The sequence below is a fragment of the Cupriavidus agavae genome (assembly GCF_004217045.1).
Lineage (GTDB): Bacteria > Pseudomonadota > Gammaproteobacteria > Burkholderiales > Burkholderiaceae > Cupriavidus > Cupriavidus agavae.
Genome location: NZ_SGXM01000002.1, coordinates 161,935 through 184,747, shown reverse-complemented (window position 1 = coordinate 184,747; position 22,813 = coordinate 161,935). Strand labels below are relative to the sequence as shown.

The window sequence follows — 22,813 nt, the reverse complement described above, 5'->3', positions numbered from 1 at the left end:
TGAAGAACGAATCCATGCAGACTCTCAACATCCCCGACATCGGGGACTACAGCCAGATCCCGGTGATCGAAGTGCTGATCCGTGCCGGCGACGCCGTGCTGGCGGAACAGCCCATCATCACGCTCGAATCCGACAAGGCAACGCTGGACGTGCCCAGCGAGCGCGCCGGCACCATCCGCGAAGTGTTGCTGAAGCCGGGCGACCTCGTTTCGAAGGGCACGCCGATTGCGCGGATCGAGTTCGGCGAAGTACCGGGGGTGGGCGCGGCCATCTCCGCACCCGCACCCGCGCCCGATGCCGAGCCGCCCCAGGCGGAGGCCCTCGTGGCCGCTCCGGTGGCTGCTCCGGTCCGTCCGGCAGCGGAAGCCGCCGACGCCCGGCCTCCGGCAGTCGTCGTGGCGCACACGGCGCCGGGCGGTGGGGTCTCGCATGCCGGTCCTTCGGTTCGCAAGCTGGCCCGCGAACTGGGCGTGACGCTGTCCGAGGTGCAGCCGAGCGGTCCCAAGGGGCGGGTGCTGCGGGCCGATGTGCTGGCTCACGCCCGGGCGCTGGTGTCGCGACTGCCGGCCGCCACGCCGGCGTCTGGTGGCGAGCTTGACCTGCTGCCCTGGCCCAGGGTCGATTTCGCGCGTTTTGGCGCGGTGGAGCGCCAGGCGCTGTCGCGCGTCCGACGGATCTCGGGGGCAAATCTGCATCGCAACTGGGTGCGTATCCCACACGTCACCAACTTCGACCAGGCGGATATCTCGGATCTCGAAGCGCTGCGTGTCGCACTGAACGGCAAGGCCGGCCCCGATGCCGCGCGGGTCACGCTGCTGGCGTTCCTGGTGCGCGCGGCCGCCGCCGCGCTGCGCGCGTTCCCGCAGTTCAACGTGAGCCTCGACGGGCAGGACGTGATCCGCAAGCATTACGTCCATATCGGGTTCGCCGCGGACACGCCCAACGGACTGGTCGTGCCGGTGATCCGCGACGCCGACACGAAGGGCGTGCTCGCGATCGCCGCTGAAATGGCCGCGCTGGCTGCCGCGGCGCGCGCCGGGCAGCTCAAGCCGGAGCAGATGCAGGGCGGTTGCTTCTCGATCTCGTCGCTCGGCGGTATCGGCGGTTCGCATTTCACGCCGATCATCAACGCGCCGGAGGTGGCGATCCTGGGCGTCGGGAAGGCCGCCATGCAGCCGGTGTGGGACGGCAGTGCGTTTCAGCCGCGGCTGCAACTGCCGCTGTCGCTCTCGTGGGACCACCGTGCGGTGGATGGCGCCGAGGCTGGCCGCTTCCTCGCCCATCTTGCCGGCCTGCTCGCCGATTTCCGCCGTGTACTGCTCTGACGGCGGCCTGCACAACATTCAAGGAGACTCACCATGACCACCCTGCAAGCGGCGCAATCCGACCGCGTCGTACCGTTCAAGATGGCTCACCTCGTGTACCGCTGCGCGCGGCGGGCCGAGACCGTCGCCTGGTACCTGGCGGTCTTCCAGGCCCGGCTGGTGTTCGAGGACAGCGTGCTGACCTTCATCACCTATGACGACGAGCACCATCGCCTGGCGTTCTTCAACATGCCCGGCATCCCGGACAAGCAGCCCGAGGCGGCCGGCGTCCATCACGTTGCCTATAGCTACCACTCGGTGGGAGAACTGCTAGGTACGTACAAGCGGCTGAAGGAAGGAAACATCCTGCCGGTCTGGTGCATCAACCACGGGCCGACCACCTCGCTGTACTACCGCGATCCCGAAGGCAACAACATCGAGTTGCAGGTCGACAACTACGCCGATCCGGCGGAATGCTCGAACTTCTTCCAGACCGAGACGTTCGCGAACAACATCATGGGCATCGAGTTCGATCCCGATGCGATGGTGGCAATGTGGGAGGCCGGCGCCAGCGACGCGGAGCTGTGCGCGCTCGGCGCGGCCCGCGCCGCCGTGCAGAAGGGTCCGCAGTAACGACACGCATACAGGGAAACACATCGATGAAACTCGCCACCTACAAGAGCCCCGCGGGCACTACCCATCTTGGTCTCGTCGTGCAGGGAGGCATCGTCCAGATCGACGCGGCCCTGCCCGACGCGCCGCGCGACATGATCGGCCTGATCGAGGCGTTCCCCACGTGGCGCGACCGGCTGGAAGCGCTGGCCGCCAGTGGCCGCGTGGACGCGTCGCTGGCTACCGTCACACTGCTGGCGCCGATCCCGCGTCCCGGCAAGATCATGGCAATCGGGCTCAACTATGCCGACCACGTGGCCGAGTCTGGCATGGCGAAGCCGGCCGAGCAGCTCTGGTTCGCCAAGATGCCGACCGCCGCCACCGGACCCTACGCCCCGATCGAGCGTCCGCGTGTCTCCTCGCAGCTCGACTACGAAGCCGAGCTGGCTTTCGTGATCGGCAGCCGCTGCAAGCATGTCAGCCGCGACCACGCCCGTGACGTGATCTTCGGCTATTGCGTGTCGAACGACGTCAGCGTGCGCGACTGGCAACTGCGTACGTCGCAGTTCACGCTCGGCAAGTCGTTCGACACCCACGCACCGTTCGGCCCGTGGATCGTCACCGCCGACGAGGTGCCGGACCCGCACAAGCTGGGTATCCGCTGCTTCGTCAACGGCGAGAAGCGCCAGGACTCGACCACCGCACAGCTGATCTTCGACTGCTACGACCAGGTGGCACACCTGTCGGCGGCAATGACGCTGGAGCCGGGCGACGTGGTGATGACCGGTACGCCGGGCGGGGTGGGCGTGGCGCACAAGCCGCCTTCGTGGCTGCGTGCCGGGGACCGCGTGCGCGTGGAAATCGACGGGCTTGGCGAGATCGAGAATCTGGTGGCGGAGGAGGCGGCACGATGAACGCGAGCGAGAAAGACCTGAAGGCGGCTGCGGTGGCGATGGAGATCGGCCGGCTCGAAGACGAACGCTGCCGTGCATTGGTGGCGGGAGACGTGCAAGCGCTCGACGCGCTGGTGAGCGATGACGTGATCCACGTTCATGCGAACGGCAAGGTCGACGACAAGCCGGCTTACCTGGCGATGGTGCGCGACCAGATCACGTTCCTGAGCGCCGTACGCGAGAGCCTGGAGGTGCGCGCAGAGGGCGACATGGTGGTGTCAGTGGGGCGCCTGCTGCAGTCGATCGAGATGCGGGCAACTGGCCAGCGACTCGACATGGACGTGATGACCACGCAGGTCTGGCGCCGCGAGGCTGACGTCTGGCGACAGGTTGCCTTTCAGGCGACCAACCGCTGAATGCCACTGCCGTGCCGGGCCATCGCAAACGTGTCGCGCAAGGCAGCGCGTGACCACGCGGGCAGCGCGCTGGCTCAGGCCGCCGAGGTATCGACCTGATGGGCCAGGATGACCTGCCCATCCCGTCATGTCACGTCCAGCCCGGCATGAACGGATGTCTGCGGGGGGAGGCGCTTGGGTGCGGTTCTTGCATGGGACGGGTCATGACGACTGTAAAAGGAGCGACGATGAAAGCCAAGGACAACGCTACGCCGGCGCCGGGCGCGGACAATTCCGAAGCCCAGGAAATCAAGGTCAGTGGAGAAGGCAACGGGCTGGTAGATGACGAGGTTTCTGGCGGCGCGGAACTGCTGCGCCCCGATTCCCCGCCTGATGACAGCAAGACGGCCAATGAATCGAATGCAGGCGAGGGCGACGAAGACGCCACCAGCCAATAGTTCTGGCGGGGCGCCGGCCGTTGTAAAGCCTTCACGGCACGGCGCGAAGGGGAGTGCCGATTTACAGTTGGCCATCAGTACCACGCCGGAGTGCCGGGGGCGACGCCGTGCATTTCCGATAACGCTTGCTGTACTCCGCAATGCGGTCCGCGCGGGCAGCGCTATGGTCCAAGTCACCAACAAGGAGACATTATGGACCGACCCGACATCTACGCCCGCCTCAAGACACTCGGCATCACGCTACCCGCTGCCGCGTCTCCTGCTGCGGCGTATACCATGTGCACCCAGAGCGGCCAGCTCGCCTATCTCTCTGGCCACCTTGCCAAGCGGGGCGGGGCCGTATGGACCGGGCGGCTGGGAGACACGCTGACGACGCAGGACGGTCGCCAGGCCGCGCAGGCCGTGGCGGTCGACCTGCTTGCCACGCTGCACGCCCAGCTCAATGACCTGAATCTGGTCCGGCGCGTCGTGAAGCTGACGAGCCTCGTCAACTCCACGCCCAGCTACACCGACCAGCATCTGGTGACCAATGGCGCGTCGGAATTCCTTGTCGAGGTATTTGGCGAGAGCGGCAGGCATGCGCGTAGTGCGTTCGGCGTGACGCAGCTTCCGCTCGACGCCTGCCTGGAGATCGAACTGATTGTCGAACTGCACTGACCGGGGAGCGCAATCATGAACGAACTCTGGCGCCTGAGCGCCACTGAAGTGGCAGCGCTGGTCCGTAGCCGAGAAGTATCCGCAAGCGAGGTGGCTGCCTCCGCGTTGCAACGCCTCGACGCAGTCAATCCGTTGATCAATGCCGTGGTTGCCCATCGACCCGAGTGGGTGATGGCGCAGGCGGCCGGGGTCGACCAGGCCCTTGCACGAGGCGAGGACCCTGGCCCGCTGGCGGGAGTGCCTGTCACCACCAAGATCAACACCGACCATGCGGGATATGCCACCACCAACGGCACGCGCCTGCAGGAGGACGTGATCGCCAAGGTGAGCAGCCCTGCCGTGGAGAATCTGGCCCGGGCCGGCGCCGTCCTGCTCGGGCGCAGCAATTCGCCCACTTTTGCGCTGCGCTGGTTCACCAGCAACCTCGTGCACGGCAAGACGCAGAATCCGCGCAATGCCGCGCTGACGCCTGGCGGGTCGAGTGGCGGCGGTGCGGCGGCGGTGACGGCGGGCATCGGCTGTATCGGGCTGGGTACCGATATCGGTGGGTCCATCCGCTACCCCGCCTACGCCTGCGGCATTCACGGACTGCGGCCATCGTTCGGCCGCGTGCCGGCCTTCAACGCGGCCTTGCCGGAACGTCCCATCGGGGCGCAACTGATGTCGGCAACCGGTCCGATGGCACGTAGCGTGGCCGACCTCGAAGCCGCACTCATGGCGCTGTCCGCACCCGATGTGCGGGACCCCTGGTGGGTTCCCGCACCGCTGTCGGGTCCGGAAGTGCCGCTGCGCGCGGCCATCTGCCTGCGGCCGGGCGGCATGGCCGTCAGCCCCGAGGTGGAAGCCGCAATGCTCGATGCCGGCCGCCGGCTGGTCGACGCGGGCTGGACCGTGGAGGAGATCGATGACACGCCACTGATCCGCGACGCAGCCGAGGTCCAGGAGCGCCTGTGGCTCGGCGATGGTTTCGCTGCCTTCGCCGATGCCGTGGCCCGCGATGGCGACCCCGGTGCCGCCGCAGTGGTGGAACGGGTGCGCCACAAGGTCAGCGCCATGCCCGCCGATGTCGTCAACAGTTCGCTGGTGCGCCGTACGACGCTGATGCGGCAGTGGCGGCTCTTCCTCGCGAGGTATCCTGTGTTGCTGCTGCCAGTGTCCGGAGAACTGCCATTCCCCGATGGGCTCGATCTGCAGGGTGAGGAGGGCTTCGCCAGGGTATGGGAAGCGCAACTGACGATGCGTGCCTTGCCGGCAATGGGTCTGCCGGGGCTGGTTGTATCGACCAACCTGATCGACACCGTGCCGGTGGGAGTGCAGATTGTCGCGAGCCATTTCCGCGAGGATCTTTGCCTGCTGGCAGGCAAGGCGATCGAGGCGCGCGGCACGCCGCCATCCCCAATCGATCCCCGCCTTGGACAGGGCGCTTCCGCTGCGCTTCGATAGCGGATTCGGGCGCAATGGACCAGCCCTGGCCGCCTGTCACACATACCTTGGTATGAACGGGCACTACGAACGTTTGGTCTGCCGCGTGGATACTGCACCGGCGTGCCGGTCAATCATGGGTTCGTATGGCCCGGCATATGCCTCGGTCTGATGGCTCGGCGGCGGAACCCGTGGTGTCATGCCGCAGCGGGTTCCGCTTCGCTTACGGAGACAAGGCTGCGTCATGCTGCACGTGAGTTTGCCAGGCGACGCGAGACCCGTGGAAACATGTCTTTCCGCCGGAGCCCACTGTTCGGCCCTAACCAAGAGATGAGGATGATGCTGAAAAAGACCCTATCGACGCTGACCGTTGTTGCGCTCGCCGCCTTTGGCGCTGCGCAGATGGCCCATGCCCAGAACACCTACAAGAAGGTCGATCCGTACACCGACGGTGCCAAGACCGGCAAGCCCGATCCGTACCTGGACGGTGCCAAGTCCGACAAGAAGTTCGATGCGTACTCCGGTGGCGCCAGGAAATCCACCCGCACCGACCTCGCTCCCCGGAAGGTCGATCCGTACACCGATGGCGCAAAGGTCGGCAAGCCGGACCCGTATCTGGACGGTGCCAGGTCTGGCAAGGCCGATCCTTACACCGACGGCGCGAAGAAGTAATCCCTGTCCGCCTGCAGTACGGTCGGGCGGCGCCGGAGTTGGTGACGCCGCCCGTGCCTGGCCGATGCGCTCCCGCGCTATGCCGTTCCCTGCGCGTCCCGCAGGCGGGGCTTGAGCAACGGCGTGAGTATCAGCAAGACAAGCGCCGCGGCCACCAGCAAGCCATATGATGCGCGAAACGTCCCCGTGACATCGCGAAGGAAGCCGAACGCGAATGGCCCCGCTGCGGCGACGAGGTAGCCGATCAACAGCATGAACGCGGTCCATTGGCTGGCTTCATGATGGGAGCCGGTGTTGTCCAGCGGCAGCGTCATGGCCAATGCGAAGCACACGCCCTGGCCTGCGGCAATGGCCAGCACGGGAAGCGCACCACTGGTTCCCGGAGACAGCCAGAGCAATGCCGCGCCACCGACCGACAGCACCGCGGACCATGCCAGCCACGCCCGGCGATCCAGCGACCTGTTCGTGACCATGCCACCGAGGAAACTGCTGAGCGCGATCATCGCGGCGAACAGCCCCAGGTTGACCCCGGAACTCAACGCATTGATATGCAATTCCCGGCTGCTTTCTCCCACCCACGCAAAGCATGCATAGCAGATGAACTGATTGATGCCAAAGTACGCGGCAATCAGCCAGGCCCGGCCGGATCGCAGCGGCGAATGGGCTGGCGCGGCGCGGACGTGCGTGACGTTGGGCGTCGACGGATAGGCCGAAGTCAGTCGCTTCCAGCTCACGATGGCCAACACGCAGACCACCGCCCAGATGCCGACGCCCAGCCGCCATCCGCCACTGGCCACCGCGATGGCTTCGCTGCCCATTGCGGCCAGCGTGGCACCTACACCGAGCCCCGCCGCATAGATGCCCATGAAAAGTGCCGCTTCTCCTGCGAAATGGGTCTTGATCCAGCCGCCGATCAGCGGCCCCGACATCGCCACGCCAATCCCGACCAGCAACGTCGCCAGCAGCAGGCTGGACGGGGATCCCGCGAATGCGCGCAGCACCAGCGCCACGCCGAGCAGCGCCAGCGAGATCAGCACGACCCGGTCACTGCCGATGCGGCGGGCGAGCGTCGGCACGAGAATGGCGAAGACGGCCATGCAGATGTCAGGAATCGCTGTCAGCAACGCGGCTTCCGCGTGTTTCATGCCAAACTCCGCCTGAATCGCATGCACCAGCGGACCGATGGACACGATGCCCGGCCGCAACGACAACGCCATGATGAAAAGCCCCAGGCCGGCAAATACCCTGAGCGACTTCGATTTCTGTCTTTCCTGTCCGATCTCGGCTAACACTGGCTTCTCCCTGTAGACGGTCCGATGAGGGCTTGCTTTCCGTGACCAGATCGTAGGCGCGCTTCCAGAGAGCAAGAACCGCATGAATGCCAAGATTCGTCGCCAAAGTGACATCCCTAGCGCGGAAGGTCGCAGCGATAACTACCACGACTATCAGGAAGTCCCGCGTGTCATTACCGCCTTTGCGAGCGAGAAGAAAGCGGGCAGCTACAACGTGCCGCACAGCCACCCGCGGGGGCAGTTGCTCTACGCCAGCAAGGGCCTCATGCGCGTGGCAAGCGCCAACGGCATCTGGTTCATCCCGCCGCAGCGCGGCCTGTGGATTCCGGCGGACATCGTCCACGATCAGGCAATGCTCACCGAGACCCGGATCCGGACGATCTACATCGACCGCGAAACGGCGCGCCAGTTTGGAGATCGCGTCAAGGTCGTGGAGGTGGATGCGCTGCTGCGGGAGCTGATCCTCGCGCTGGTGGAGCAGCCCATGCTGTATCCCGACGATGCACGCAACCGCAGCATCGTCACGCTGATCCTCCACAAGCTCAGCACCGCGCAGACGCTGCCGATCGAAATTCCATGGCCGCGCGACAGACGCCTGGTGTCGATTTGCGAACGTATCCTGGCGTCGCCGGGAGACTCCCGCACGATGGAGCAATGGTCGGAAGGGGTGGGCGCCAGCAGCCGCACCCTGATCCGCCTCTTCATCAGGGAGACGGGCATGACCTATCGGCACTGGGTTCAGCAGGTCCGCCTGGCCCGGGCACTCACGATGCTGGAGGCGGACGCGCCAGTCAACTACATCGCTGACGAATTGGGCTTTGCGAGCCCCAGCGCCTTTTCCGCCATGTTCAGGCGCATGCTGGGGATGGCGCCCAAGGACTATCGCAGGGGGGTGTGACCGGGACGGCCGTCGGCGGCCGCGCCGGTCACGCCGCCCGCCGGGTAACGCGCGCTACGCCGCAGCCTGCTCGCGCATGCGGCGGGCTTCCTCGCGCAGGAACTGCTGGTAGTCGTCCAGATCGCCGTCGAACGGTTCCACCCCGCCGGCGGTCACCAGCCAGAACTCGTCGCACACCGCGCGCAGCAGGGCGCGGTCGTGGCTGACCAGCATGACGGTGCCCTCGAACTCGTTGAGCGCCATGCCCAGCGCCTCGCGGGTGGCCAGGTCCAGGTGGTTGGTCGGTTCGTCGAGCAGCAGCAGGTTGGGGCGCTGCCAGACGATCATGCACAGCACGAGCCGCGCCTTCTCGCCGCCGCTCATCGTGCTGACGGCCTGGTGCACCATGTCGCCGCTGAAGTTGAACGTGCCGAGGAAGGTGCGCAGCGATTGTTCGGTGCCGCTCTGGCCCGGTGCGCGCATGTTCGGCGGCGTGTCCCGTGCCAGGCGGATCATGTGCTCCATCGGCGTGTCGTGCGGGCGCAGCACGTCGAGTTCCTGCTGGGCGAAGTAGCCGATGTTCAGGCCCTTGCCTTCGCTGATCTCGCCGGCAATCGGCGCCAGGGCGTGCGCCACGGTCTTCACCAGCGTCGACTTGCCCTGGCCGTTGGCGCCCAGGATGCCGATGCGCTGGCCAGCCATCACGGACCGGTTGATGCCGCGCACGATCACGGTGGGCGGCGTACCTGCCGGGGCCTCGGCCGGGGCGGGGTAGCCAAAGCTTGCGTCGAGCATCGACAGCAGCGGGTTGGGGACGTTCAGCGGCTCCTTGAACTCGAAGTTGAACTCGGCGTCGGCCAGCACCGGCGCGATCTTCTCCATCCGTTCCAGCGCCTTGACCCGGCTTTGCGCCTGCTTGGCCTTCGACGCCTTGGCCTTGAAGCGGTCGATGAACTTCTGCAGGTGGGCGATCTTCTCGGCCTGCCTGGCCATGGCGGCCTGTTGCAGCACGAGCTGTTCGGCGCGCATGTCCTCGAACTTGCTGTAGTTGCCGCCGTAGCGCACGAGCTTGGCGTTGTCGACGTGCACGGTGACCTGCGTCACCGCATCGAGGAACTCGCGGTCATGGCTGATGACGATCAGCGTGCCCTGATAACGCTTGAGCCACGCTTCGAGCCAGACCAGTGCGTCGAGGTCCAGGTGATTGGTGGGTTCGTCGAGCAGCAGCAGGTCGGAGGGGCACATCAGCGCCCGCGCCAGTTGCAGCCGCATGCGCCAGCCGCCCGAGAAGCTGTTCACGGGCTGGTCGAGCTGGGCGGCGCTGAAGCCGAGGCCCAGGATCAGTGCCTGGGCACGGGCGGGTGCATCGTGCGCGCCGGCATCGTGCAGCGCCATGTAGGCTTCGGCCATGCGCATGCCGTCATCACTGGCCTCGGCGGCGGCCACTTCGGCCTGCGCGGCCAGCAGCGCGGTGTCGCCCTCGACCACGAAGTCCGTGGCGCTCTGCTCGGTCTCGGGCATGTCCTGCGCGACCTGGCCCATCTTCCACGCGGCGGGAATCGAGAACTCGCCGCTGTCCTCATGCCACGAGCCGTTCAGCAGGCCGAAAAAGGACGACTTGCCGGCGCCGTTGCGGCCGACCAGGCCGATTTTCTCGCCGGGGTTGAAGGTAACGGACGCGCGGTCGAGCACGACATTGACGCCACGGCGCAGCGTGACATTACGGATGGAAATCATAGGGGCCACTTCGGAGGGGAGTGGCATGATAGCCGACCTGCGTGAACGGCCTGCGGAAATTCGCGGCGCATGCTCCGATTGGACGCACCGCATTTTCCGCAGGCAACAGGAAAGTTACATATTCGCCACATCCGGCCAGCGGTGCCGTGCCGGTCCCCGTCGGCAACCCTCAGAACTTGTAGCTCACCGTTCCCAGTACGCTGCGCCGGCTGCCGTAGTAGCAACCCGTGGACGAGATGCACGTGCTGACGTAGCGGCGGTCGAACAGGTTCGTGGCGTTGAGGGCGACCTTCACGCCGCGCAGTTGCAGGGGCGATTTGCCAAGGTCGTAGCTGATCGCGGCGTCGAACACCGTGGCGGCAGGCACGCGATAGACGTTGGCGGCGTCGCCATAGGAACGGCCGATGTAGCGGACCCCCGCACCCATGCCAAAGCCCTGCAGCGCCGTGTTGTAGAACTGGTAGTACATCCAGAGCGAAGCCTGGTGCTGCGGCACGAAGGGCAGGGCGTTGCCGAGCGTGCTCGCGCCGCGCGCATTGGCATTGGCTTTGAGGACTTCGGTGTCGGAGTAGGCATAGGAGGCCACCACATCGAGCCCGCGCGCCAGGCTGGCCTTGCCTTCCAGTTCCACGCCCCGCACGCGCGCTTCGCCGCTCTGGGTGTTGAAGTTGGTGTTCAGCGGATCGGGCGTCAGGACGTTGGTCTGGCGGAGATCGAAGGCCGACAGCGTGACGAAGGCATTGACGCCCTTCGGCTGGTACTTGACCCCCACTTCGGTCTGGCGCCCGCGCGTGGGTTCGAACGGCGTACCGGTGCGCCCGGTGCCGGCCTGCGGCTGGAACGACGTGGCGAAGCTGGCATAGGGTGCAATGCCGTTGTCGAACTGGTACACCACGCCGGCGCGCCCCGTGAAGGCGTTATCACTCTGCCGCGTGGAAACGGTGTTGCCCGTTTGCGCGGTCAGCGTGTCGGTATCGCTGCCGGCCCAGTCGTAGCGGCCGCTGAGCAGGAACGTCCAGCGGTCGATGGCGAGGCTGTCCTGAATGTAGCCGCCTACCTGATGCCGGCTCTGGTCCACCCGCGTGCCGAGCGGCGGACGCGAAACGGGCGCCCCGTACACCGGATTGAAGACGTCGATGGCCCGCACCATCACCAGCTGCGATTCTTCGTAGCGCGCATCCTCGTACTGGTAGTCCACGCCCAGCAGCAGTGTGTGTTGCACCGGGCCAGTGCGGAAACTCGCCTCGGCCTGATTATCGATCGAGAACACGCCGCTGCGTTCGGGGAAGGCCCATCCGTACCGGCTTTCCGTGCGCAGGTCCGGATTCATCGCCAACCCCTGCACGCGCTGGGTGTCGGTGTCGATGTAGCTGTAGCGTGCGTTCTGCCGGAACTGCCACGTCTCGTTGGCCCGATGGGCGAACTTGTAGCCGAACAGCATCTGCTCGCTTTCGAACTTGTCGTAGGCGGGCTCGCCGATGAAGCGATTGCTTGGAATGCTGCCATTCGGGTTCGGAAGCAGCGTGCCCGCCGCTGGCAAGGCCGGCGAGGCGCCGCCGCCGTCGGACCGGATCTTCTGGTACTGCGCCATCAGCGTCAGCGAGGTATCGGTGCTGGGCCGCCACGTCAGGCTGGGCGCCACCATGACGCGCCGCTCGTCCAGATAGTCGATCTCGGTGTTGGTGTCGCGCGCCAGCGCCACCACGCGGTACAGGAGCTTGCCGTCCTCGTCGACCGGGCCGGTCAGGTCGAAGGCGCCTTGCGCGCGGTCATGGCTGCCGGTCTGGAGCACGACTTCGCGCGAGGTCTGCGCCTGGGGCAGCTTGCTGACCAGGTTCAGCAGGCCGCCGGGCGAGCTTTGGCCATACAGGACCGAGGCGGGCCCCTTCAGCACTTCCACGCTCTCCAGCGCGTAGGGGTCGATACGCGGCTGCGAATAGCCGCGCGCGCCATAGGGCAGCCGCAGGCCGTCGAGGTAGCGCAGCGGCACGAAGCCGCGCACGGCCAGCCAGTCGTAGCGCAGGTCGGTGTCGCCATACTGGTTGACCACGCCGGGCGTGTACTGCAGCGCCTGCATCACGCTCTGCACGCCTTGCTCGTCCATCTGCTCGCGCGTCACCACGTTGATGGTCTGAGGCGTATCGATCAACAGCGTGCCCGTCTTGGCGCCACCCGCGCGGCGTGCCACCACGCCGTCCACGCCCGCAGTGCGGTCCATGGCATCCGTACGGACGGTCACCAGCGGCAGCGTGGCGGCGCTGGAATCGACCGGGGCCTGGACGATGGAGAACGTGCGCGGCCCGTTGCTGACCACCCGTAGCCCGGAACCGGCCAGCATGCGTGCCAATGCGTCTTCGATGGTCAGCGTGCCGCGCACGGCCGGCGCCCGCAGGCCATCGGCCAGATCCGACGCGAAGAGGATCTGTGCGTCCGACTGGCGTGCCAGCGCCGCAAGCGACTGGGCCAGCGGCTGGGCGGGAATATCGATGGGACGCGCCGCGACTTGCGCGATGGCGCCGGCGGCAAGCATGGCCGCGACCAGCGGAACAAGTACGGCAAGCGGCCGCATGGCACGACGGGGGGCGGGGACAGCAGACCGCCGACGAACGGTGAACATCACAAAGGCTCCTGATGGCAGGCCGATCGATTCGGCCGGTTCATGGAGTTACCGTTCGACGCAGCAGGTTTGTACACCTTCTGCGAAAGAAATTTTCCGGGATATGTCAGCGGGCGGACAGATGCACGGCGCCATCGGCCGTGCGTCGCACCGTTACAGGAAGAATGCCGGGCAACAGTTGGAGGATGGCCGCTACCTGTTCGCGGTCGAATTCGCCAGACAGGCGCAACGGCGCGATGCGGGGATCGTCGATAACGATCGGTGCGGTCGAGCGCGCCTGCATCTCGGCAACGGCGTCGGCCAGCGTCACGCCATCAAAAGAGAACCGGTCGCGCTGCCAGGCCAGCGCCCGCTCGGTGTCGACGGTCGTCGCCGCGTCGGGCAGCCGGCCATCCGGGCCCACGTCGACCTGCTGGCTGGCACGGAGCTGGCGGAACCGCCCGCCGGCTTCCACTTCCACCGCGCCTTCGATCACGGTGACCCGCGTACGCTGCGGCCACTGCCGGACATCGAAGACGGTGCCGATGTCGCGCACCCGCGTCTGCCCGGCCGTGACGACGAACGAACGGAACCCGTGGGCGACCGTAAACTGCGCTTCGCCGTTCTCCAGTGTCAACTGGCGCGAACGCAGGCGCCACTGGACCGTCAGGCCGGTTCCCTTGTCCAGCGTGACTTCGCTGCCATCGGCAAGCTGTGCGGTGCGGGGCGCGCCGGCGTCGGCCTGGAGGTGTTCGGTCCGATAGGCGGGATCGGCCAGCCAGATGCCGCTGGCGAGCAGCAACAGCGCGGCGGCCGCACCGGCGCGGACCCGGCGACCGCTGCGCCGCCGGGCGGCAGCCGCCGCCGTGATCGCCTCTACCGAGGGAAAGCGCTCGCGCAGCTCCTGCTGGTAGGGCGCCAGGGCGTCGTCCTGTGGAACGTGGTGTTCGGGCATTGGCGAGGAGACGCGGTGGGGGCTCATGGCGAAGCGGCAGGCGGCGCGGAAACGGCTGGCGTCGCTACGCTCGCCGCTTCGAGTTCAGGCGCCAGCAATGTCATGGCCCGGGCCATATGACGTGCCACCATGCCGCGCGATACGCCCAATCTTAGCGCGACTTCGTGTTGCGGCAATTCATGAAGGCGGTGAAGGATGAAGACTTCCCGGCATCGCTGCGGCAGCGTGGCGATGCATTGTTCCAGATGGTCGACGATCTGCCGGTGCGCGATGGTCTCCGCCACATCGGGGGAGAGCAGGCTGCTTTCGGACGGGTCTGCCTGTCCTGCCTCGGCATGGTTCTGGCGGGTCCGCTGCGCTCGATAGCTGTCGATGGCGCGGTGGGTGGTGACATGCCGGAGGAAGGCCAGCGGCTGGGTCACCTCGCCGGCCGGGGGGCGTTCGAGCAACTGCACGCACACGTCCTGCAGCACGTCCCGCGCGAAATGCCGGTCACCGAAGCGCCTGCGAACGTGATCGACCAGTTCGTCGTAGTGACGCAGCAGGGCGGCGAACAGCGGAGGATGGGCGGGGTCGCGCAGCACGGCCAGGGACGATGACGACAGGAGGGCGGGGGCAGGAACAAGGCTGCCGCGAGTATAAATGCAAGTGATTCGTATTTGCAAGCACGCAGCCCCACCTCGCCGCCCTGACTACCCTGACTACCCTGGCGTGTTGCGCCTGTCGCGGCGTCAACTGCCGGTCAGCATCCGGACCTTGACCTTGCGGCCCTTGACCTTGCCCTCGTTGAGCCGCTTCATGGCTTCGCGGCCGATGGTGCGGTCCACGGCGATGTAGGTCGACATCTCCATCACGTTGATCTTGCCGACCTGCTCCTTGGTGAAGCCGGCCTCGCCGGTCAGCGCGCCGAGGATGTCGCCGGGGCGGATCTTTTCCTTGCGTCCGCCCAGCATCTGCAGCGTGACCATCGGCGGCAGCAGGCGGGCCCCGCCCGCCGGCGTCAGTTCGGCGAGCGCATGCCACTCGAATTCGCCCCCCTGATGCTGCTCGATATTGCCCACACGGCCCATTTCGTCGAGGCTGACCAGGCTGAATGCCTGCCCGGCCTCGCCCGCGCGCCCGGTGCGGCCAACGCGGTGCACGTGGACTTCGGGGTCAGGCGTGACATCGACGTTGATCACGGCTTCAAGCTGCGCGATATCGAGCCCGCGCGCGGCCACGTCGGTGGCCACCAGCACCGAGCAACTGCGGTTGGCAAACTGCACCAGCACCTGGTCGCGCTCGCGCTGGTCCAGGTCGCCATGCAGTTCGAGCGCCGCATAGCCCTGCGCATGCAGGCGCGCCGCGAGATCGCGGCAGCGCGCCTTCGTGTTGCAGAAGGCGAGGGTGGTGGCCGGGCGGAAATGGTCCAGCAACAGGCCGACGGCATTGAGACGCTCGCCTTCCTCGATTTCGTAGAAGCGTTGCGTGATGGTGCCGGCGTCATGCGCCTGCTCTACCTTGACCGTCTTCGGTTGGCGCAGGAAGCGATGGGCCAGCTTGTCGATCGCCGCCGGGTAGGTGGCCGAGAACAGCAGCGTCTGGCGCTCCTTCGGCACGTGGCTGGCGATGAACGAGATGTCGTCATGGAAACCCATGTCGAGCATGCGGTCCGCTTCATCGAGCACCAGTGTCCGGATGGTGTCGAAGTTCAGGCTGCCGCGATCGAGGTGATCGATAATGCGCCCGGGTGTGCCGACAATGACGTGGGCGCCGTGCACGAGGCTTTCGGCCTGCGGACGGATCGGCGTGCCGCCACACAGCGTCAGCACCTTGACGTTGTCCTCGGCGCGGGCCAGGCGGCGGATTTCCTGCGTGACCTGGTCAGCCAGCTCGCGCGTGGGGCACAGCACCAGCGCCTGGACATCGAACTGGCGCGGATCGAGGCGGTGGAGCAACGCGAGCGCGAACGCGGCGGTCTTTCCGCTGCCGGTGCGGGCCTGGGCAATCAGGTCCTGGCCCGCCAGCGCCAGCGGCAGGCTGGCGGCCTGGATCGGCGTCATGGTGTCGTAGCCAAGCTGGGCGAGGGTCGCCTGCATGGCCGGAGACAGCGGCAAGGTGGCGAAAGAGGTAGGGGAGGTGGAAGTCATGCCGGATTATAGAGGCAAGCACCCTTGGCGCATCGGTGGCGGATTGTTTACGATGCTGACGCCGGAATCCTGACTACTGGAGCACACTTTTCATGGCCAACGCTCGAAAGAGGGCCCGCGCGGGGTGGTATGTCCTGCTCGCCGTCATCGTGACCGCGCTCGTCGGCATCGTGGCGTACAACCTGCTGGGTGGCGAGAAGCGGATCGAACACCGTCTGGAACGGCTCTACGGCATCGAGGACCCGCAGTTCGCGCGGGAACTGGGCGTGCTGCTGGGCCCGCCCGTGATCGGCGGCAACGCCTACCGCGTGCTCAGGAATGGCGACGAGATTTTCCCGGCGATGCTGGGCGCCATCCGGGGTGCGCAGCGCACGATCACCTTCGAGTCCTATATCTACTGGTCCGGCGACATCGGCAGGGAATTTGCCGAGGCGCTGGCGGAGCGGGCCCGGGCCGGCGTCAAGGTGCACGTGCTGCTGGATTGGGTAGGCAGCCAGAAAATCGATGAAGCCGTGCTGGCCGTCATGACCGATGCCGGTGTCGCGGTGCAGCGTTATCACCCGGTGCGCTGGTACACGCTGGGCAAGCTCAACAATCGCACGCACCGCAAGCTGCTGGTCGTCGACGGGAAGGTCGGCTTCACCGGCGGGGTTGGGATTGCGCCGGAATGGACCGGCCACGCGCAGGACCCCCAGCACTGGCGCGACACGCATTTCGAGGTCAAAGGCCCGGTGGTGGCGCAGATGCAGTCGGTGTTCCTCGACAACTGGATCAAGGTGAGCGGCCAGGTGCCGCACGGCGACGCGTACTTTCCGGCGCTGCCGGACGCCGGCCAGGGCATGGCGCAGATGTTCAGCAGCTCGCCCACCGGGGGCAGCGAGAACATGGCACTGATGTACCTGCTGGCGATCACCGCGGCAACGCGGTCCATCGACCTCTCCGCCGCCTACTTCGTGCCCGACGACCTGACCCGCAAGGCGCTTTTGGCGGCCTTGCAGCGCGGCGTGAAGGTGCGCATCGTCGTGCCCGGCGAGCACATCGACTCCGAAACCGCGCGGTCGGCCTCGCGCGCCCAGTGGGGCGAGGCATTGGCGGCCGGCGCGCTGATCGCCGAGTACGCGCCCACGATGTACCACTGCAAGGTGCTGATCGTGGACGGCTTCCTGGTGTCGGTGGGCTCGACCAACTTCGACAACCGCTCGTTCCGTCTCAATGACGAAGCAACGCTGAATATCCTCGACCGCGATTTCGCGGCAGAACAGACGCGCATCTTCGAAGAGGACCTGGCGCTGTCCAGGCCGATCTCGCTGGAGGCGTGGGCCAACCGCCCATGGCGCGAAAAGCTTCTCGACCGGGTCAGCGCGCTGCTGGCGCCCCAGCTCTAGGTTGTGGGGCGGGTACCGGGCGTGCGTTCGCGGAAGAACCGTGTCGCGCCGAAACCGTCCGCCGGTCGCCGGCGCTAGCATGGCTGCCACCGTTGCCACCGACGCCTTGTGCGAGCGCCACCATGCCACGCCGAACCATGCTGCAGACCTCCCACGGACAGATCGCGATGGAGGAGACGGGCCACGGCACGTTGCCTGTGCTGCTGATCCATGGGAATTCGTCGAGCCGGGCCGTCTTCGCGCATCAATTGCACGGGGCGCTCGCTGAACCGTACCGCTTCATCGCCTTCGACCTGCCCGGCCATGGCGATTCCTCCAACGCCACCGCGCCGGCCCGCACCTACACGCGTCCTGGTTTCGCGGACGTCACGGTCGAGGTCCTCGCCCAGCTTGGGATCGAAGAGGTCGTGCTGTTCGGCTGGTCCCTCGGCGGGCATATCGCGCTGGAAGTCGCGGCGCGATTCCCTGGCGTACGTGCCATCATGATCAGTGGCACGCCGCCGGTCGGGCGCGACATGTCGGCGGGTTTCATCCCCGCGCCGCACATGCGGCTCGGCAGTCAGCAGACATTCTCCGCTGACGATGTCGAGACGTTCGGCCGTGCGATATTCGGAACCCACTTCAGCCCGGAGCTGCGCACGGCGATCACACGGGCCGATGGCGTCGCGCGCAGGACCATGTTCGAGGCCGCGCGGGCCGGTGCAGGCATCGACCAGCGCGCCTGGGTGGAATCGTCGCCAGTGCCGCTCGCGGTCGTCAACGGGGCCGATGATCGCTTCATCAACCTCGACTACGTCGACAGCGTGGCCTATGCCAACCTGTGGAGCGGGCGTTGCCTGCGCCTGCCCGATACCGGCCATGCGCCATTCCTCGACGCGCCGTCATCATTCAACCCCGTGCTGGAGCGCTTTCTCCGGGACGTCAGTCACGCCTGAGCCGCCGGCGCCATTTTCTTCGCCTCCCGCCGCAGGGTTTCGATGAACTTGAGCAGCGTCTCGTCGCCGCCGCCACGCCGCCACACCACGCCGACCGGGCCAAACGATCCCACATCGGTGAGCGGCAGACGCCGGACCAGGTCACGGTCGACGAGGTGGCGGGCCATCGCCCCCGAACAGACACCGATGTAGTTGCTGGCGTGGAGCACCGACTCCAGCACCATCACCGATCCGGTCTCCAGCACCGGCACGATGCCTGCGCCGCCGCGTTCCAGCAGCGTGTTTTCCAGGCGCACCCGCATCAGCGTGTCGCGCGGCGGCATGGCCCAGGGATATGCGTAGAGATCGGTCCAGCCGATCTGGGCGGCGTCCGCCAGCGGATGCGCAGGCCCGACCACGAGCGCAATATCGTCCTCGAACAGCACCTCGTGCTCCAGCGTGGGTCCGTAGGCGCGGGCGTCGATGGAGCCCACGATCAGGTCGAAGTCGCGCTCTTCCAGCCGGCTCAGCAGCGTATTGAAAACGCCTTCCGAGACCTGGAAGGCCACATTCGTCTCTACCTGCTGGAAGGCCAGGATTGCCTGCGGCAACAGGTGCGCGATCCCGGCGGTCACGCTGCCGATATGGAGCCGCGAGACTTCGCCGCGCTCGATGGACGCCAGTTCGTCATTGGTGCGGCTGACCTCCCCAAGCACCCGCAGCGCCAGCTTGCGGACGGCCTCGCCGGCCGGCGTCAGGCGCACCTGCTTGCCGCGCAGCACCAGCCGGGTACCGACCAGATCCTCCATTTCGCTCAGCCAGTGCGAGACGGCCGACTGGGTCATGTGGAGCCGGTCAGCCGCCAGCGTCAGCGTGCCTGCCTCGATGAGCACCAGGAACGATTCCAGGTGCCGCATACGGAGCCGGCGCGCCCACGCCACGGCGTCTTGGGGCGAGTTCATGAGCAATTCCTCATGGTTGATTGGGAAGTTTTCATTGGCGATCGCAGCAGGACCGTGGTGATAATGCGCAAGCAGCGGCCGAACTGCAACCACGACACGACTGATGACAAGGATACGACATGAGGAAAATCTCCGTTCGAGAGAGGGTGTTTGCTGCTGCACTGGCATTGGGGGCTGCCGCGCCGGCCTGGGCATGCGGCGAGGCAGGCAATACCCGGCCGATCCGGCTGGTGGTCTCCCAGCAGGCTGGCGGCGGCACCGATACGCTGGCGCGGATGTGGGCGGAATCGGCCAGCCGCGAACTGGGTACGACGATCGTCGTCGAGAACAGGGCTGGTGCGGGCGGCGTCATCGCCGCGAAGTACGTGCTCGGCCAGCCGGCTGACGGTTGCACGCTGTTCCTGGCGGGCGTGTCGCAGATGGTGCTGAACAAGTTCGCCTACGCGCCGCTGGCCTACAAGCCCGAGGTCGACTTCGCACCGGTGGCGGTGCTGACGACCACGCCGTTCGTGCTCGTGGCCAACCCGCAGTCCGGTATCCGCACGCTGCAGGACCTGGAAGCCATGGCACGGGCGAAGCCCGATGCGATCAACTTTGCCTCGTCCGGCAGGGGGAACTCCACGCATGTCATCGTCGAGCTGTTCCAGAAGAACCAGAAGCTCCGCATGACGCATGTACCGTACAAGGGCGAGCCGGATGGCATCGTGGGGACGGTCAGCGGGCAGACCCAGGTCATGGCGCCCACCGTGTCCTCCGCGACGCCGCAGATCCAGGCCGGCAAGCTGGCACCGCTGGTTCTGTTCTCGCCCAAGCGGGTGCCAGAGCTTCCCAACGTTCCCACCGCCTCGGAACTGGGACTGACCGGCTTCGACGATCTGGGCTGGATGGGCATTGCGGCCCGGGCCGGCACGCCGGCCGAGACAATCCGTCGCCTGCACGCCGCGTCGCAGACGTTCCTGACCGACAAGGCCGTGCTGCAGAAAATGAAGACGATGCAGGTGATCCCGATGCCGGGGCCGTCGAACCTGCTGATGCAGCTGACGGAGCGCGATACCGCGCGCCTGCAGAGCGCCATGTCCGACGTCGATTTCAAGGCGAACTGACCATGAGCACGCGCGGAATGGTGGTCTGCCCGCAGCCCGAGGCGGCGGAATCGGGGGCGGAAATCCTGAAGGCCGGCGGCAATGCCGTGGATGCGGCAGTGGCGTGCGCGCTGGCGCAGACCGTGGTGGACCCGCTCATGTGCGGGATTGCCGGGTTCGGCACGGCGGCGGTCTACATGCCGGGCAGCAAGGCGCACGAGTACTTTGATTTCCATGCGACGGCGCCTGGCGCAGCGCGCCCGGACATGTGGGCGGACTTGCTCGAAGGCGAGGCGCGCGATGGCTTCGGCTTCTTCATCCGGGACCGGCTCAACGATATCGGCTACCAGTCCATCGCCACGCCCGGCACGTTGCGCGGCCTGGAGGCGATGCACAGCGCGCACGGCAGGCTGCCATGGGCCGAGGTTGTGGCGCCGGCGGTGGACTGGGCGCGGAACGGGTATTTCGTCCGCCCTGGCATGTATGCGTTCTGGAATGACGAGGCAACGCTGGGGCGTGCCAGCAATCGCGAGCGGCTGGCCTTCAGCGCCTCTGGCCGGGCCCTCTACTGCCGCGAGGATGGCAGCCCGAAACCGATCGGCACGCCCATCGTCAACGGCGACATGGCCAACGTGCTCGAACGCATTGGCCGGGCGGGGGCAGGCGATTTCTATCATGGTGAAATCGCCGCCGCTATCGTCGAGGACATGCGGCGCCATGGCGGGTTGATCTCGACGTCCGACCTCGAAGCCTATCAGGTGGTGCGGCAGAAACCGCTGTTCGGGCGCTACCGCGACCGTATCGTGGCAACCAACCAGCCGCCCGGCGGTGGCGCCATGCTGCTGGAAATGCTCCATGCGCTCGATCAGTTCGACCTCGCGTCGGTGCCGCACAATTCGCCCGCGTATATTACGCTGCTATGCGAGGTCATGAAACAGGCCACCGTCGACAAGGACCGCCATATCGGCGATCCGGCGTTCGTTGACGTGCCGCTTGACCAGCTTCTCTCGGCCGAACGTGCGGCAGCCACGGCGGAGGCCATCCGGCGCGGGCATCGCGTGGAAGTCACGCGCGTGAACCCCGGGCACGCGGTGCCGCGCGACACGACCCACCTTTCGGTGGTGGATGGCGAAGGCAATTGCGTCTCGCTGACCCATTCGCTCGCCATGCCGGCGGGGGCCATCACCCCTGGGCTCGGGTTCATGTACAACGGCTGCATGGGCGTGTTCGATCCCCGGCCGGGGCGCGCCGGCAGCATTGCCCCGGGCAAGCGGCGTTTCACGTCGTCGTGCCCGACAATCGTGTTCCGCGACGGCAAGCCGGAGATTGTCCTGGGCGCGCCGGGGGGCACGCAGATCGCCATGGGTGTGTTGCAGGCCATCCTGAATGTGGTGGACCGTGGCATGACGATGCAGGATGCCGTCTCGGCACCACGCTTCTCCTCGACCAGCAACGCCATCGATATCTGCAACCGCGTGCCGCGCGCGGTGGCCCGCGAGCTCGAACAGGCCGGCTATGAAGTGATCCGCAACCCGTACAACTACACGATCGGATGGGTGCACGCAGTGCGGATCGACGAAGGTCGTCTCGAAGGCGGCGCCGACCCCGGCCGCGACGGGGTGGCGTACTCGGTGGAATCGTTGGGGTAGGTTTGTCGCAGGGGAGCCGGGCCGCATCGCCGTGACATTGCGATGCGGCCCGTGCGAACTTGCAATACGGGGGGCGGCCCTCGGAACTAGTCTTGCGCCTGCGCCGGCCCGACCTGCCGTGCGCCCGGATCGTGCCCCATCAGCGCGATTGCAGGCCAAGGACCAACCTACTTCGGGGATTGCCGCCATGAAGCTTTACTACCATCACCTGTCTGGCCATTCGCACCGCGTGCGCCTGCTCTTGTCGCTGCTCGACGTGGATCACGAGGCGATCGAAGTCGATCTCGCGGCCGGGGCGCACAAATCTCCGGAGTACCTGAAGCTGAACCGCTTCGGACAGGTGCCGGTGCTGGTCGACGGACAGGATGTCATCGCCGATTCGAACGCAATCCTGGTCTACCTGGCGAAGAAGCTTGGCAAGACGGATTGGCTGCCCGAAGCGCCGCTGCCGGCCGCCGCCGTGCACCGCTGGCTGTCCATCGCGGCCGGTGAAGTGGCCTACGGGCCCGCCGCAGCGCGGCTGATCACGGTCTTCGGCGCGCGCTACAACGCAGACGAAGTGATTGGCCGGTCGCACGCGATCCTGAAGCTGATCGATGCGGAGCTTGAGGGCCGCACCTTCCTGGCGCTGGACCATCCCACCATCGCCGACGTGGCACTGTATGGCTACATTGCACGCGCGCCGGAAGGAAACGTCGATCTTTCGGGCTATCGGAGCGTCAATGCCTGGCTGCAGCGGATCGAATCCCTGCCCGGCTTCGTGCCGTTTGCCAAGACGCCGGTCGGGCTTGCGGCCGAAAAGTAAGCCTGCCCGAGTCGAAC

At 66.6% G+C, this 22,813-nt stretch carries 21 protein-coding genes; 14 read left to right on the top strand and 7 right to left on the bottom strand.

The features are described from left to right. Positions 1–14: 14 nt before the first annotated feature. The 8 genes from EV147_RS11895 (at position 15) to EV147_RS11860 (ending at position 6,413) form a co-directional block, all read left to right on the top strand. On the top strand, positions 15–1,325 hold the full coding sequence (locus EV147_RS11895) for a 2-oxo acid dehydrogenase subunit E2 (protein ID WP_130391395.1): 1,311 nt from the start codon (positions 15–17) through the stop codon (positions 1,323–1,325). Positions 1,326–1,358: 33 nt separating this feature from the next. Further along, positions 1,359–1,937, top strand: a complete 579-nt coding sequence (locus EV147_RS11890; protein ID WP_130391394.1) for a VOC family protein — start codon at positions 1,359–1,361, stop codon at positions 1,935–1,937. Between the two features lie 26 nt (positions 1,938–1,963). Next, complete coding sequence (locus EV147_RS11885) at positions 1,964–2,830, top strand: fumarylacetoacetate hydrolase family protein (RefSeq protein ID WP_130391393.1); 867 nt, start codon at positions 1,964–1,966, stop codon at positions 2,828–2,830. Then, positions 2,827–3,225, top strand: a complete 399-nt coding sequence (locus EV147_RS11880; protein WP_198680228.1) for a nuclear transport factor 2 family protein — start codon at positions 2,827–2,829, stop codon at positions 3,223–3,225. Before EV147_RS11885 ends, EV147_RS11880 begins: the two co-directional genes overlap by 4 nt. A 227-nt stretch (positions 3,226–3,452) precedes the next feature. After that, positions 3,453–3,662: a hypothetical protein gene (locus tag EV147_RS11875; protein ID WP_130391392.1), complete on the top strand. Its 210-nt coding sequence runs from the start codon at positions 3,453–3,455 to the stop codon at positions 3,660–3,662. Positions 3,663–3,854: 192 nt separating this feature from the next. Beyond that, entirely contained in the window at positions 3,855–4,319 is a 465-nt protein-coding gene (locus EV147_RS11870) for a RidA family protein (RefSeq protein ID WP_130391391.1), read from the top strand. A 15-nt stretch (positions 4,320–4,334) separates the two neighbouring features. Continuing rightward, positions 4,335–5,762, top strand: a complete 1,428-nt coding sequence (locus EV147_RS11865) for an amidase family protein (RefSeq protein WP_130391390.1) — start codon at positions 4,335–4,337, stop codon at positions 5,760–5,762. 315 nt (positions 5,763–6,077) lie between these two features. Further along, the gene (locus tag EV147_RS11860) at positions 6,078–6,413 is read left to right on the top strand and encodes a hypothetical protein (RefSeq protein ID WP_407923220.1); all 336 of its coding nucleotides are present in this window, start codon (positions 6,078–6,080) and stop codon (positions 6,411–6,413) included. A gap of 77 nt (positions 6,414–6,490) precedes the next feature. Here the strand turns inward: EV147_RS11860 and EV147_RS11855 are convergent, their stop codons facing one another. Further along, positions 6,491–7,705: an MFS transporter gene (locus EV147_RS11855; RefSeq protein WP_235844702.1), complete on the bottom strand. Its 1,215-nt coding sequence runs from the start codon at positions 7,703–7,705 to the stop codon at positions 6,491–6,493. 82 nt (positions 7,706–7,787) lie between these two features. On the opposite strand from EV147_RS11855, the gene EV147_RS11850 reads away from it, so the two are divergent. Then, on the top strand, positions 7,788–8,603 hold the full coding sequence (locus tag EV147_RS11850; protein ID WP_130391389.1) for an AraC family transcriptional regulator: 816 nt from the start codon (positions 7,788–7,790) through the stop codon (positions 8,601–8,603). A 54-nt stretch (positions 8,604–8,657) separates the two neighbouring features. Here EV147_RS11850 and EV147_RS11845 read toward each other — a convergent pair whose 3' ends face one another. From EV147_RS11845 to dbpA, 5 genes are all read right to left on the bottom strand, one after another. Further along, on the bottom strand, positions 8,658–10,319 hold the full coding sequence (locus EV147_RS11845) for an ABC-F family ATP-binding cassette domain-containing protein (RefSeq protein ID WP_130391388.1): 1,662 nt from the start codon (positions 10,317–10,319) through the stop codon (positions 8,658–8,660). 169 nt (positions 10,320–10,488) lie between these two features. After that, positions 10,489–12,888 (bottom strand): TonB-dependent siderophore receptor, encoded by a 2,400-nt coding sequence (locus EV147_RS11840; RefSeq protein ID WP_130391387.1) that lies wholly within the window; start codon positions 12,886–12,888, stop codon positions 10,489–10,491. Between the two features lie 154 nt (positions 12,889–13,042). Beyond that, entirely contained in the window at positions 13,043–13,897 is an 855-nt protein-coding gene (locus EV147_RS11835) for a FecR family protein (RefSeq protein ID WP_130391386.1), read from the bottom strand. Continuing rightward, positions 13,894–14,454, bottom strand: a complete 561-nt coding sequence (locus EV147_RS11830) for an RNA polymerase sigma factor (RefSeq protein ID WP_130391385.1) — start codon at positions 14,452–14,454, stop codon at positions 13,894–13,896. Before EV147_RS11830 ends, EV147_RS11835 begins: the two co-directional genes overlap by 4 nt. Positions 14,455–14,601: 147 nt before the next feature. After that, the gene (gene dbpA, locus EV147_RS11825) at positions 14,602–15,999 is read right to left on the bottom strand and encodes an ATP-dependent RNA helicase DbpA (protein WP_130391384.1); all 1,398 of its coding nucleotides are present in this window, start codon (positions 15,997–15,999) and stop codon (positions 14,602–14,604) included. A 92-nt stretch (positions 16,000–16,091) separates the two neighbouring features. Here dbpA and EV147_RS11820 point away from each other — a divergent pair, with 92 nt between their 5' ends. Both EV147_RS11820 and EV147_RS11815 read left to right on the top strand, forming a co-directional pair. After that, positions 16,092–17,384 carry a phospholipase D-like domain-containing protein gene (locus tag EV147_RS11820; protein ID WP_130391383.1) on the top strand — a complete coding sequence of 431 codons (1,293 nt, stop codon included), beginning with the start codon at positions 16,092–16,094 and terminating at the stop codon, positions 17,382–17,384. Between the two features lie 137 nt (positions 17,385–17,521). Next, positions 17,522–18,319: an alpha/beta fold hydrolase gene (locus tag EV147_RS11815; RefSeq protein WP_198680226.1), complete on the top strand. Its 798-nt coding sequence runs from the start codon at positions 17,522–17,524 to the stop codon at positions 18,317–18,319. Here EV147_RS11815 and EV147_RS11810 read toward each other — a convergent pair. Beyond that, positions 18,310–19,260: a LysR family transcriptional regulator gene (locus EV147_RS11810; protein ID WP_235844701.1), complete on the bottom strand. Its 951-nt coding sequence runs from the start codon at positions 19,258–19,260 to the stop codon at positions 18,310–18,312. The genes EV147_RS11815 and EV147_RS11810 overlap by 10 nt on opposite strands. Before the next feature lie 119 nt (positions 19,261–19,379). On the opposite strand from EV147_RS11810, the gene EV147_RS11805 reads away from it, so the two are divergent. The 3 genes from EV147_RS11805 (at position 19,380) to EV147_RS11795 (ending at position 22,796) form a co-directional block, all read left to right on the top strand. Further along, positions 19,380–20,363 carry a tripartite tricarboxylate transporter substrate binding protein gene (locus tag EV147_RS11805; protein WP_130391381.1) on the top strand — a complete coding sequence of 328 codons (984 nt, stop codon included), beginning with the start codon at positions 19,380–19,382 and terminating at the stop codon, positions 20,361–20,363. 2 nt (positions 20,364–20,365) lie between these two features. Next, entirely contained in the window at positions 20,366–21,991 is a 1,626-nt protein-coding gene (ggt, locus tag EV147_RS11800; RefSeq protein WP_130391380.1) for a gamma-glutamyltransferase, read from the top strand. Positions 21,992–22,178: 187 nt separating this feature from the next. After that, positions 22,179–22,796 carry a glutathione S-transferase family protein gene (locus tag EV147_RS11795; protein ID WP_130391379.1) on the top strand — a complete coding sequence of 206 codons (618 nt, stop codon included), beginning with the start codon at positions 22,179–22,181 and terminating at the stop codon, positions 22,794–22,796. Positions 22,797–22,813 lie beyond the last annotated feature (17 nt).